The organism is Variovorax sp. 05N34, assembly GCF_056397405.1.
In genome coordinates, this window is the sequence record NZ_JBFTNI010000002.1 from 599788 (window position 1) to 612676 (window position 12889).

General features: G+C 65.2%; 11 protein-coding genes. 4 read left to right on the plus strand and 7 right to left on the minus strand.

The genetic code is table 11. The features are described from left to right. Window positions 1-194: 194 nt before the first annotated feature. Window positions 195-1127, plus strand: coding sequence for a hypothetical protein (locus AC1DMA_RS07185; protein ID WP_478143739.1), 933 nt, complete (start codon window positions 195-197; stop codon window positions 1125-1127). Between the two features lie 48 nt (window positions 1128-1175). Here AC1DMA_RS07185 and AC1DMA_RS07190 read toward each other — a convergent pair whose 3' ends face one another. Further along, window positions 1176-2909: an OPT/YSL family transporter gene (locus AC1DMA_RS07190; protein WP_478143740.1), complete on the minus strand. Its 1734-nt coding sequence runs from the start codon at window positions 2907-2909 to the stop codon at window positions 1176-1178. Between the two features lie 98 nt (window positions 2910-3007). Here AC1DMA_RS07190 and AC1DMA_RS07195 point away from each other — a divergent pair, with 98 nt between their 5' ends. The 3 genes from AC1DMA_RS07195 (at window position 3008) to AC1DMA_RS07205 (ending at window position 5896) form a co-directional block, all read left to right on the plus strand. Then, window positions 3008-4564, plus strand: coding sequence for a long-chain-fatty-acid--CoA ligase (locus tag AC1DMA_RS07195; RefSeq protein ID WP_478143741.1), 1557 nt, complete (start codon window positions 3008-3010; stop codon window positions 4562-4564). 163 nt (window positions 4565-4727) lie between these two features. Then, entirely contained in the window at window positions 4728-5351 is a 624-nt protein-coding gene (locus AC1DMA_RS07200; RefSeq protein ID WP_478143742.1) for a hypothetical protein, read from the plus strand. Then, window positions 5348-5896, plus strand: a complete 549-nt coding sequence (locus tag AC1DMA_RS07205) for a hypothetical protein (RefSeq protein WP_478124438.1) — start codon at window positions 5348-5350, stop codon at window positions 5894-5896. The genes AC1DMA_RS07200 and AC1DMA_RS07205 overlap by 4 nt, the downstream gene beginning before the upstream one ends. Before the next feature lie 10 nt (window positions 5897-5906). Here the strand turns inward: AC1DMA_RS07205 and AC1DMA_RS07210 are convergent, their stop codons facing one another. The 6 genes from AC1DMA_RS07210 to AC1DMA_RS07235 are packed head-to-tail and all read right to left on the minus strand — an operon-like array spanning window position 5907 to window position 12812. Further along, window positions 5907-7022 carry an ABC transporter ATP-binding protein gene (locus tag AC1DMA_RS07210; RefSeq protein WP_478124439.1) on the minus strand — a complete coding sequence of 372 codons (1116 nt, stop codon included), beginning with the start codon at window positions 7020-7022 and terminating at the stop codon, window positions 5907-5909. A gap of 22 nt (window positions 7023-7044) precedes the next feature. Continuing rightward, a complete protein-coding gene (locus AC1DMA_RS07215) occupies window positions 7045-7896 on the minus strand; it encodes a carbohydrate ABC transporter permease (protein ID WP_478143743.1) in 852 nt (283 codons plus the stop codon). Beyond that, a complete protein-coding gene (locus AC1DMA_RS07220; protein ID WP_478143744.1) occupies window positions 7886-8818 on the minus strand; it encodes a carbohydrate ABC transporter permease in 933 nt (310 codons plus the stop codon). Before AC1DMA_RS07220 ends, AC1DMA_RS07215 begins: the two co-directional genes overlap by 11 nt. Before the next feature lie 13 nt (window positions 8819-8831). Then, window positions 8832-10100, minus strand: coding sequence for an extracellular solute-binding protein (locus AC1DMA_RS07225; protein ID WP_478143745.1), 1269 nt, complete (start codon window positions 10098-10100; stop codon window positions 8832-8834). Between the two features lie 39 nt (window positions 10101-10139). Then, window positions 10140-11741, minus strand: a complete 1602-nt coding sequence (locus tag AC1DMA_RS07230) for an FAD-dependent oxidoreductase (RefSeq protein ID WP_478143746.1) — start codon at window positions 11739-11741, stop codon at window positions 10140-10142. A 36-nt stretch (window positions 11742-11777) separates the two neighbouring features. Beyond that, complete coding sequence (locus AC1DMA_RS07235) at window positions 11778-12812, minus strand: LacI family DNA-binding transcriptional regulator (RefSeq protein WP_478143747.1); 1035 nt, start codon at window positions 12810-12812, stop codon at window positions 11778-11780. Between the last annotated feature and the right edge of the window lie 77 nt (window positions 12813-12889).

Below are 12889 nucleotides of genomic sequence, written 5' to 3' on the forward strand. Positions count from 1 at the left end.
CGCTGCGCTACGGCCATTCGATCGACCATCACCTTCTCAAGCCCATCGCTCTCGCTGACGTGCTGGGGCTGCTGCGGCGCCATTAGCAATCCGTTACGCGCACAGGTGATTGCCGCCGAATCCTTGAAAACCAAAGTTCCTATTCGAGTCCCGGTAATGCGAAACTCTGGTCACTCGCACAAATCGGGATATCAATGGATAACGAAGCCGATGTGGTCGGGCAGGCGTTCTTGCGCGGAGAGCGCCGCCTCACCGTTCCTGAATACATCGGGCTGGTTGCATCGTGCCAGGCGGCGTTCGATGCGGCGATGGCCGAGTTGCCTCCTTCCAGGCAGGTGGATCTCTGGAACGCTTTTCATCCCGAGACCTTCCTGCCGTCCAGCGGAAGGCGGTTGCTTTGGGTGCTGCGCCGAGGCGTTCTCGACGACCTTGCCCCGAAGGCCGAGGACGTCCTGCCGCAGACCTGGCGACCCGCGCCGACCGAGCACGAGCAACTGGCCTTTCGCGCCATGCTCGAAGCGCTGGCGACGGGCCGCGAGCGCTCCGGCGAACTCGCGGACTTTTGCAACGAGATTTATCAGTGGCCCTCGGTCCAGGGCGTGGCCGAATACCTCACGGCGAACCTCGCGTCGGCAGTGCGCGTAGCCGCATTGGACGTCCCTGTTGATTCCGGGCCGAGGCGGTTGGACTTGCCGAGCTGGGCGCTCGTCGGCACCTTGCTCGACGCGTTGGGCGCTGCGCCCGATCACCGGGAAATTCCGCTCGCGGCTTTCACGGCCGCGCTGTCGACGGCACTCGGCGCTGAAAGGGACACGCTGAACCGCAAGCACTCGCAGTTGCTGGTCGAGTTCTACTTTGCGACGGATTCAGGCCGCCAGGCTTCTGCACCCGAAGCGCTGCTCCGGCTGAGGCTGGGTTTTGCCGAAGAGCTTGGCGAAGCGTTGGCCCAAGAGAGCGACGTTTCCCGGATCTCGCTCGAAGACCGCTTTCATGAGCTTCTGCGTCCACTGCAATGGCTGCGGCTGCTTCAGTTGACTGAAGGTCTGATCGGCTGGACTGCGCTCACTCTCGTGCATCTGCCGCCGGGCCAGATTGCCAGCGACTCGCCCTTCCGGTTCCTGAAGTGATGTCGAGCGAGGTCGAGCGAGGTCGAGCGCTTTTCGCGCTTGCCGAGGCTAGTCCAGAACCGCCAGCAGGCTGACGATGCCGATCGCCACGGCGGCCAGCGCATCGCCTGCGATCAATCCGCCGCCGAACAGCGATGCGCTGCTCATGTCTTCCGGCACGTCGCTTTTCGCAGGCGTGCGCGCCGTCCAGAGGCTTCCTGCGACACCGCCAGCGCCGAACCACAGCGAAGTCGGCAAGTTGACGAAGCCTCCGAAAGACAGCGCATAGGGCGACGGCAACACAATGGCATCGAGCACGAAGCTGCGTGGACGCAACCACTTGCGCAGCAGCTCGATCACGAGGCCCGCGGCGATGCCGACGGCCATCGCAGTGCGCTGAAACGGCAGGTCCTCCGTCAGGCCGCGCAGCACGCCGACGAACTTGTAAGTCATGGCCGAACTCCATTCGGCCGGCTGCTGATCGGCCTTCAGCACGGTCTGGTCCTGGAGCAGCACCGGATAGGCCGCCATGAACAACCGCGCGAAGACCACCGCCAGCACGGCACCCACGACGACGCCCATCACCTGATAGCGGAACTGCACGACGCGCGGCGTGCCGAGCCGCCAGCCCGTGGAGCGGTCCTGCTGCATGTCGCAGGCGACACTCGTCGCCACCAGCAACACAGCGCCGGCCATCAGGCCCACGCCAGGATCGCGCAAGCCGATGGCGGCGAGGATGACGACCGTCACGACGAAGGCGGACGAGATCGGATTGGAGTCGCTGACGCCCACCGAGATGCCGTTCACCAGGGCAAACACGAGGACCAGCGCGACGGCCACCGCGAGAAAGAAGAGGGGCTGCCCCAGCAGCCAATGCCCGCATGCCAGCGTGGCGGCGGCCCAGAAGAGCACCCATGCGATCAGCCGCACGCTGTTGACGCGCCGCCAATCGTCTTTGCCTGGCGATGCATCTTGCGTGGCCCTCAAGCGTTCTTGCGGAAGGGCCCGCACGAAGAGGAGCGTCATGTCGACCAGCGCGGCGCCCATGATCGTTCCCAGGGCAATCAGGAACATGATCTTGCGCGGCGGATCGCCGGTCTGCAGCCATCCGATCGAGACGAAGTACGGTTGCAGCGCAATGCCGATCAGGCCGCCCGTCACGGCGGGGATGCCGATGCGGGCGCCGACGACGAGGCCCGCACCGAAAGTCGAAGCAGACAAGCCGATGGCGCCCAGCAGCGGAACCCGGGTCGACGCCAGCCCTGACAACAACCCGATGCCTATCCCACCGCCGAGCTGTCCCACGGAGCGCCGCAGCAGTGCGGGATCGGTCAACGCCCGAAGGATGTTGGCGACCGCCAGCCCCGAAGGAAAGGCCAGGCGCATGCGGTCGACCAGCACGGGCGTGTAGAGCATGCCGACCCCCACACCGAACATGCCCACGCAGGCAAGGTAGAGCGCCATCTGCCACGCTGGCGGCTGCGGCATGCCCATCCACGCCATGGCCTGCAGCAGCACGCCGAGCCCGCTCATGCTGGCGACGGACGAAGCCGCTGTCTGGATGTAGTTGGCGCCGTGGCGCCCGGCCGCGCCGTAGCCTGCGGTGACGGCAGAGCCGAGCAGCCCTGCCAGCACTTGTCCGCCGACGAAGAAGCCGAGCGAGAAGTTCATGTAGGCCGCCGTCACGCCGGCCAATGGCCCCAGGATGAACATGCCCGTGCACGCCAGGAGCAGGTGATATTGCCAACTGCCCTCGGCGGGCAACCAGCGCCATCGGGGGCTTTGGCTTTGGTGGGGATCCATGGACGGCGATGATCTCGCACTCGTGCCCCGCATCGGCCATTCAGTTCACCGTCAGATGACTTTCCTCGACACAATCACGCCAAACAAGAGGAGACAACATGACGGTTCCAGCCACCTTCACCGAGATCCTTGCCCACTGGGAAGCCCGGCAGCCCGATGCCATGGCGCTGACCTTTGGCGAATCAAGCCTGAGTTGGGCCGAGCTGGCCCGGCGGGTGCGCCGCAATGCTGCAGCGCAGCGGGCGGCGGGGCTCCAACCCGGCGACCGGATTGCCGTTCTCGATCTCAACCATCCGTCTTGCCTCGAACTCACGCTCGCGTGCGCGCAGGTCGGTACGGCCAATGCCGTGGTCAACTTCAGACTCGCCCCGCCCGAGATCGCCTATGTGATCAACGACGCGCGCGCCCGGCTGCTTTTCGTCGGACCGGAGTTCGCCGGGGCCGTCGAAAACCTGCGCGACAAGCTGCCCGCCGTGGAGCGGGTGATCCGCATCGGCGGGCCCGAAGACGAGTACGAAGCCTGGCTCGCTGCGCATGAGCCCGATGGCGAGATTCATCCGGCAAAGCCGGACGATTGCTTTCTGCAGTTGTACACGTCGGGCACCACGGGCTTTCCCAAGGGCGCGATGCTCACCCACCGCGGAATGGTCGCGCATTCGTACAACGTGGCAGTCGACCAGGGCATGGATGTCGACGCACGCGTCCAGGTCGCAATGCCGTTGTTTCATGTCGGCGGGACCAGCTACTCGCTCGCGGTGATCAGCCAAGGCGCACGGATTTTCATGCTGCGCATGCCCGACCCCGCGGCGGTGCTGGAAATGCTGGAGCGCGAGAAGATCACGCACACCTTCCTGGTGCCGGCGCTGCTGGCAATGATGACCAAGGTCCCCGGTGCGGCGCAACGCGACTTCTCCGCATTGAAAACGCTGTCCTACGGTGCCTCTCCGATGCCGCTTCCGGTGATGCGCGCTTCGCTTGAGCTGTTTCCCGGAGTGATGCAGCAGGTCTATGGCATGACCGAGGAAAGCGGCGTCGTGACCATCCTCGGCGCAGCGGACCATGCCGACCCGGCGGTGGCTCACAGGTTGGTGTCGGCGGGTACGCCGATTCGCGGCGTCGAAATAAAGATCTGCGACCCGGCGACCGGCGAGGCGGTTGCGACAGGCGAGCCCGGAGAGATCTGGGTGCGCAGCGAGCAGGTGATGAGCGGCTATTGGGGCAAGCCGGAGGCCACCGCGGCGGCGATCACCAAGGACGGCTGGCTGCGCTCGGGCGATGGAGGCCACATGGATGCCGATGGCTATATCTATGTCACCGACCGCATCAAGGACATGATCATCAGCGGCGGCGAGAACATCTATCCGGCGGAAATCGAGCGGGTGCTGATCGAGCATCCGTGCATCGCCGATGTTGCAGTGATCGGTATTCCGGACGATCAGTGGGGAGAGGTCCCCAAGGCGGTGGTCGTTGCCGCGCCAGGGGCCACCGTCGATGTCGAAGAGGTGTTGGCCTATTGCCGCGAACGCCTGGCTTCGTTCAAGTGTCCCAAGTCCTTCGATGTCATCCTGGAGTTGCCGCGGAACCCGACCGGCAAGGTCTTGAAGAAGGATCTTCGCAAGCCCTACTGGGAGGGGCGCAACCGCCAGGTCGTGTAGACCGAGGGCGAACCGACGGCACTCCTGTAGGCAGTCTCCCACGCCCGAAAGTCTCGTGGGCTGCGGTGGGTCCGCGCGACCGCGACGCAGCATGAATTCGTCTGCCGTCGCCGCGTCGCCGTGATTGCAGCGTGCGGCGCGACGCATCACTCCAGGAGATGCCATGGACAAGATCGTGGACAAGATGACACCTGAGACGTGGATGCTGATCGCCATCGTCGCGGCGGTCGTGCTGATCGCCCTCATTGCCTATGCCGTTTATCGCGGCAGACAGTCTCGTCGATTGCGGGAGCGCTTCGGTCCCGAGTATGAACGTGCGGTCGCGACGCACGCCAGCCGCGCCGAGGCCGAAGCCGAGTTGAGGCGCCGCGAGGAGCGCGTCGAACATCTGACCATCGTTCCACTCACCCCGGCGGACGGCGCACGCTTCAGCGAAGCCTGGACCGCGCTGCAAGCCCAGTTCGTCGACAACCCGCGAGGTGTGGTCGACCAGGCGGATGCACTGGTGCGCGAACTGCTCGCCAAGCGCGGCTATCCGCTGGCCGACTTCGAGAACCGCGCGGCTGACGTTTCCGTCGATCACCCTGTCGTGGTGAACAACTACCGCGCAGCGCAGGAGATCCGGCACCGCGTTCTCCAGGGCGACGTGGAGACGGAAGAGCTGCGCAAGGCGGTGGTTCACTACCGGGCGCTGTTCGACGAATTGCTGGAAGTGCGTGAACAGCGGCCGGGCGCCAAACCCGTGCAATCAATGCGGCCGGGCCGGCCGATGGAGGTTCGATCATGATTTTCGATTCCAAGCGCCGTCGGCCGCCAGAGGCCGAATCGGAAGTGGCGACGGTCGCGGACCGCGAGCACCGTCCCGACGAGCGAAGCGGCGGACATGAAGACGCCCCGCCCGTGGCGCGCGCCACGGCCGACGCCAGAGCCGAGCAGCCGATTTCCGGCGGTGGAGTTGGAATGGACGCCCATGCCCCCGCGAACCGAGCCGTGGAGCGGCAGGGCGCCGACGCTGGGCATGCGCACGGTACTGGCGGTACATCGGAGAGCGAGCGCGAAGAACTGGAACCGCTCTTTCCGCCAGACCTGGCGAAGCAATTCCGCCACGGATGGGACGCAGTGCAGATCGGCTTCGTCGATGACCCGCGGCAGGCGGTGCGCAACGCCGACGAGTTGGTGAAGCAAGTGCTGCAAAGCCTCACGGAGACCTTCGGCGGAGAGCGCGGTCGCGTCGAAGCGCAGGTTGCGCAAGCGGATTCGACATCGACGGAAGACTTGCGAGTGGCCCTGCGGCGCTATCGCTCCTTCCTGCACCGACTGCTGTCGCTTTAGCTCCAGGCGCTCAGGTCGAGAGAAACGGCACGCCGGTGGCGGTGCCGCCTTCGATATCGGCATCGATGTCGATGCGCGCGCCGCTTGCGGAATCGAACAGATGCACTCCGCCCGGCTTCGGGCGCAGATGGACGGTGTCGCCGGGCGCGACGGACAGGCGCTCGTGGAAGAGTGCAATCACCTGGGTATCGCCCATGCGGACGCTGAGTTGCGTGTCGGACCCGAGCGGTTCGACCACCAGGACCTGACTTGCCGCACCTTCAGCCGGCGTACAGATCTCGAAGTGCTCGGGCCTGATCCCGCAAAAGACGTCGCGTCCCGCATGGATGAGAGAAGCCGTCTGCGACAGCGGCAAAGAGACGCCTGCCGCTTCGAATCCTTTCGGCGTGCAGCGGCCTCGGATGAAGTTCATCGCGGGCGAGCCGATGAAGCCCGCGACGAACTGATTGGCAGGCCGGTCGAAGAGTTCGAGCGGCGATCCGACCTGCTCGACACGGCCTGCGTTGAGCACCACGATGCGGTCGGCCATGGTCATGGCTTCGACCTGGTCGTGCGTGACATACACGGTGGTGGTCTTGAGCCGCTGGTGCAGGCCCTTGATCTCGCCTCGCATCACGATGCGCAGCTTGGCATCGAGGTTGGACAGCGGCTCGTCGAAGAGGAACACCTGCGGATTGCGCACGATGGCGCGCCCCATGGCGACGCGCTGGCGCTGCCCGCCGGAGAGTTGGCGCGGATAGCGATCGAGCAGTTGCGCCAGCCCGAGGATGTCGGCCGCCCATTGCACGCGCTGGGCGATCTCGGCGCGAGCACTGCCGCGATGCTCCAGCGAGAAGCCCATGTTCGCCGCCACCGTCATGTGCGGATAGAGCGCGTAGTTCTGGAACACCATCGCGATGTCGCGGTCCTTCGGATCGAGGTCCGTCACGTCGCGTCCGCCGATGTGGATGCGCCCCTGCGTGACCGCCTCCAGTCCGGCGATCATTCGCAGCAAGGTCGACTTGCCGCAGCCCGAAGGCCCGACGAGCGCGACGAATTCGCCGTCATGAATATGCAGGTCGAGCCCGTGGATGACCTGCACGCCGCCAAAGCGTTTCTGGATTCGGGAGAGAAGGACTTCTGCCATGAATGGATTGGAGTGAAGAGGCTCAGCCTTTGAGTCCCGTATGCGCCAGGCCTTCGACGAACTGCTTTTGCGCGAGCACGAAGACGATCAGCACCGGCAGTGCCGTGAGCGTGGCCGCGGCAAGCTGGATGTTCCACATCGGCCCGCCGTAGGCGTCGGTGTATTGCGTGAGCGCCTGCGGAAGCGTGAACTTCGATGGCGTCGACAGGAAGACGATCGGCTCAAGGTAGAGGTTCCAGCTGTGCAGAAAGGTGAAGATCGCCACCGACGCCAGCGCCGGACGCGCCAGCGGAAGTGCGATGGTGCGGAAAATCCTGAAGCGGCCGAGACCGTCCACGCGCGCGGCTTCTTCCAACTCGGGCGGCAGTGCGATGAAGAACTGGCGCATCACGAATGTCGCAAAAACGCTCGGTGCGCCGAACACCGGAATCAGCACCAGCGGCCAATGCGTGTTGACCCAGCCCAGCTTCAGAAACATCTGGAACAGCGGCACGATGGTGACTTCGGAGGGGATCAGCAAGCCCGTCAGCACCACGATGAACAACGCATTGGCGCCAGGAAAGCGAATGCGCGCGAACGCATATCCGGCCATCGATGAGATCGCGAGCGTGGCAGCCGTGACCACTGCGGCAATCCATGCCGAGTTCCAGTACTGCTGCGCGAAGGGCTGCACCGTGAACACCTGCTTGTAAGTGCTCCAGTCGGGATGCGACGGAAAAAACTGCGGCGGAAAAACGAAGATGTCGCTGATCGGCTTGAGGGACGAAGTCACCATCCACCAGGTCGGGAACACGAACGGAATCAGCAGCACGCACAGCAAGCCGTACAGCACGACCTTCATGCGTGCGGAGGTCTGGTTGATTTCACTGTTCATGGAAGACGAACTTCTTGCGCATCTGCCATTGCGCGAGCGTCAGCAGTGCGACGATCGCGAACAGCACGATCGCCAGCGTCGATCCGTAGCCGAACCGATGGAACTGAAAGGTCTGCTGGTACAGGTAGTACACCAGCACGGTGGTCGACACGCCGGGGCCGCCTTGCGTCAGCACCGCGATCTGCGCGAACACCTGCAGCGAACCGACGATCGTGATGATGGACGTCAGCAGGATCGTCGGACTGATGAGCGGCAGCGTGATGCGGCGAAACTGCTTGAAGCGCGGTGCTCCGTCGATGCGCGCAGCCTCGTAGAGTTCGCGCGGGACGCCTTGCAAAGCCGCGAGAAACAGCACCATGTTGAGCCCGACGTTCTTGAACACCTGCACCACGATCACCGAAAGCATCGCCGTGGTGGGTGTGCGCAGCCAGTTCGGTCCTTCGATGCCCAACAGCGCGAGCATGCCGTTGATGCCGCCGTTGTTCTGCAACAGAAAGCCCCAGACGATGGTCCAGGCAACCAGCGAAACCACCACCGGGGAAAAGAACAGCGTGCGAAACACCGTGATGCCGGGAAGCTTCTGGTTCAGCAACACCGCCAGCAAGAGCGCCAGCGACATGTTCAGGATCACCAGTCCGCCCGAGAACAAGGCGGAAGCGATCAGCACAGAAGGCAGCAGAGGGTCGTTCAGCAACTGCTGGTAGTTGGCGGTGCCTGTGTAGTTGAAGGTGTTGGCCAGCACGTTCCATTCGTGCAGCGAATACCAGAACACCAGCAGCAGCGGCACGAGCACGAAGACGAGCGTCCCCGCCAGTTGTGGTGCGGCGAACAGCAAGCCCGCCACGCTGTCGCGCCGCGCAATGGTCCAGAACGGCCGCGGCGCCGGGAGCGGCTCGGGCGTGCGATCGAGTACGCGTGCCATGGCGCCTCAGGCCTTATTGCGCGAGCAGCGGGCCGATCTGCGCGCAGATCGAGCGCGTCGCCGCGGGGATGTCGGCCTTCGGCTGCCACACGGCATCGAGACCGGAGCGCACCATCTGCTGCAGGCGCGCGAAGTCCGTGTGTGCCGGCATGACCTTGCCGGTGGAGATGCCCGAGACGACGACCTTGTCGAGCTGCACCGGCGAGAGCAGGGCATTCGTCTTGCCGAGCACTTCGGCATTGAGCAAGGACTTGCGCGCCGAAGGGAAGAACTGCGCGAGCTTGGCCGAGTTCTCCGGATTGGTCATGTAGCCGACGAAAGCGGTCGCCATCGCCGCGTCCTTGGCTGCCTTCAGCACGCCGATGCCTGCCTGTCCGACGATCGCGTAATCGCCGGCCGGGCCCTTGGGCAGCGGCACGAGATCCCAGTCGAAGCGCTTGTCCTTGGGCAGCAGCGAGGCGCGGCTGATCTGCGTGATCGTCATTGCGGCGTCGCCGGCGAAGAAGTCGACGTTCTGCCCCGGCCCGGGGATTGCCTTCTTCACGAAGATCGCCTCGTGGATGAAGCCAAGCGCATCGACCATCGGCCTGTCTGCGAAGGTGCAACGCTTGCCGTCGGCACTCCAGGGCGCGGCGCCCCATGCGTTCCATACCGACGACAGGTATTGCCAGGCCTGGTAGTTGAAGTCGCGCACCACGAGGCCGCCCTTGCCGCCTTGCGCCACGGCCTGAGCGGTTGCGATGGCATTGGGCCAGGTCCATTCGCCGGCGGCGATCAGTTCCGCCGGGGTCTTGGCGCCGGCCTTGCGGATGAGGTCGTTGTTGACGAACACCGCAAAAGGCGAGGTCGAGAAGGGATAGGCGTAGAGCACGCCGTCCTTCGACCAGCGCTCTGTGGCGGAAGGGCTGATCTCGCCCAGGTTGTAGCCCGGGGTGGCGGCGAGCGGCTTGCTGAGCGGCACGAGCGCGCCCGAGTTGACGAAGTCATAGGCGCTGGTCTCGAAGATCCACGCCATGTCCGGCGCGTTGCCGCCGGCGATCTGCGTGGTCAGTGCGGTGGTGTAGTTCTCGAAAGGCAGCGACTCGAAGGTGACCGTGACGTCGGGGTGCTCCTTCTTGAATCCGTCGGCAATGCCGTTGAAGAGCTTCAGATGGGCTTCGTTGGCGCTCCAGATGGTCATGCGCAGCCTGGTCTCTGCCGATGCGCCGGCGGCGAGCGCGAGCGACAGGGCCAGACCGCCGGCAATGGCGCGCAGGGTGACGGACTTCTTGCTTTGAAACATGGGGGTCTCCTCGGTGTCTTGTCGCTGCCTTGAGCGGGCTCAGTAGGCGCGCACGTCGGGCCAGCGCGTCTCCACGCCCGCGCCGGCCAGCAGCGCCTGGAAGCTCGCGAGCCGCGTGTCGTCCGCCTGCACCTGGTGCGGCGTCACCTTGCCTTCGAGGCAATGCGCCGCCAGCATGCCGGCCACTTCGCCTACGTTCCATTCGACCGGGTGCAGCCGGTAGCAGCCGTTGGTGATGTGCGTGGTGGCGATGTTCTTGCCGCCCGCCAGCAGGTTCGTCATTCGGCGCGGCAGCAAGGCGCCGAGCGGGATTTCGAAGGGGCAGGACGGCACGTCGATGTAGTTGTCGCCGCCCGTCGAGGGGTGCAGGTCGATGCGGTACATGCCGACGCCCACGCTGTCGCGGTAGTGCACTGCGCCCTGGTCGCCGCGCACGGCATGCGACAGATGCTGCTCGACGATGCGCGTCATGCCGATGATGCGCCGGCTTTCTCGCACATAGGGCGCCATGGCCAGGCCGTGCGTCGTGCCCGTGACATCGCCGCGCAGGCGCAGCCCCGGAAAACCCGTTCCGCCATCGGCGCGTGGTGCTTCGGTCTGCAGCCAGTAGAAGACCGAGTGCGACAACTCCGCCGCGGACTGCAGATGGCGCGCCTTCTCATCTTCGGAGACATCGAGGATCGACCCCTCCATGTAGTCGATCATGGGCCAGTTCACGAGGCAGATGTCGGACGCATAAGCGCCCGGCCTGAAGTTGCGCCGCGCCGCGATGCGCCTGAAGGTCCACAGGTTCTGGTCGCCTCCGCTCTTGCGTTGGTCTGCATCGACGAGCAACGGATCGTCATCCGGATTGGGCGTGAACGATCGCTCGGCGATCTCCAACGTGCGCGGATTCGGCGCCTTGAAGCCGAGCAGCGGGCCGCCCCAGAAGTGCGGTTGATATTCGCGCCAGAAGTCGTAGTTGCGGGGTTTGTCGATGGTGTGGTCGCCGTCGACGTGGTCGATCGCAAAGCAGATCGAAACCGCCTGCACGTTGGCCGGCTGTGCGGTCGGCGGGGCGCTCGGCTCGCCGGTGTCGGCCTGGCTTTCGAAGCCGATCGCGTATTCGCAGCCAGTCAGCGGCAGCACGTCGCCCAGCTCGGTGGCGTCGATGACGAACGCGGCCGCCACCGTGATCTCTTCCTGGGTGTCGCGGTGGCGCAGCGTGACCGAACGCACTTTGTCGCCGTCGGTGTCGGTCGCCACCGGGCGGTACGGTTGCAGCACTGTCAGGCGGCCTGCGCCGCGATGAGGCGCCAGCATGGCTTCGATCACCGCGAGGCCGACGCGCGGTTCGGCGCAGAGGCGGCTGACCCAGCCGGCGCCGGGGTTGAGTTCGTCCCATGCGCGGCTGGCCGCGGTGAGCGGATAGTGATCGCGGTAATAGCGCCGGATGCCATTGCGCAGCGCGCGATAACGGCGGGTGACGCCGAACTGCTCGACCCAGCTGTGCTCGTCCGGCGGCACTGCCTGGCTGGTGAGCTGTCCGCCGATCCAGTCGTACTCTTCGCTCATCACCACTGAACGGCCGGCCTCCAGCGCGCCCAGCGCAGCGGCCACGCCGCCGAGGCCGCCGCCTACCACCAGGATGTCCGTCTTCATTTCTCGCATGCTGTGTCGTTTCAGTCGGTTGAGGTGTCAGTGAGCCTTGGCGGGCCCGAGGGTTTCGCCGCGGATGGGCTCGCAGGGCAGCAGCACTTGTTGCACCGGTTGCGACATGCCGCCTTCGACGCGACGGACCAGCATCGCTGTCGCCTGGCGGCCCATCTCTTCACGCGGAACCACGAACGATGCGAAGCGCGTGCCGCTGCCTTCGGTGCGAACGTGAGAGCCCAGGGCAACGACAGACAAGTCTTCCGGCAGCCCCAGGCCGCGCGCCTTGGCCGCGCGCTCCATCCGAACGGCGTCGGCAAGCTCGACGCAGAAAGCGACCGTCGCGCCGCTGCCGAGCAGGGCGTCGAGCAGTTCAACGTCGTCGGCTGGCGTGTCCGGCATTTGCAGGACCAGTTCCATGTCGGCGCCGAGGGCCGCGGAGAAGCCTGTCCAGCGATCGAACTGCGACTCCGCCGGACCGATGGACCCCAGATAGGCCAGGCGGCGATGCCCGAGGTCGTGGGCCTGCCGCACGAGAGCGCCCGTGGCCGCGGCATAGTCGCCGCCCACGAAAGGCACTCGCCCGCCGGCATCCTCGCGCCGGCCGATCGCAACGAAGGGAAAGTCGCCGGCCACCAGCCGCGCGAGTTCCGTCCGGTCGAAGGTCTTGCCCAGCACGATGCAGCCATCGGCGATGCGCAGCCGGCTTTCCTCGGCAAATATCTTTCGCTGTGCGTCACTGCTGGCGCCGGTCAAAAGCAGAAGGTCGTAGCCCCGCGCCTGCGCTTCCTCCTCGATTCCGAAGAGAAAGGGCAGGAAGAAGTCGGCGTGCGCGTTCGGAAAAGCGGGTTCGTAGGTGAACACGCCGAGGATGCGGTTCGAGCCCTTCGCCATCCGGCGCGCAATCGGATCGGGCACATAGCCGGTGTCGCGAATGATCTTCTGCACTCGCTCGCGGGTTTCAGGCGGAATGCGGGCAAGCGCGTTTTCGGCCCCATTGAGCACCAGGGACACGGTCGCCTGACTCACGCCCGCGAGCTTGGCGATGTCGAGCTGGGTGACGCGGCGGGCGGCGGGCATTTGTGGCTGCTGATGCGCATTAGCAATTTGGTAATGCGTATTATCAGCAAAGAATCCGCAATTTCGCGGTGGAAAGA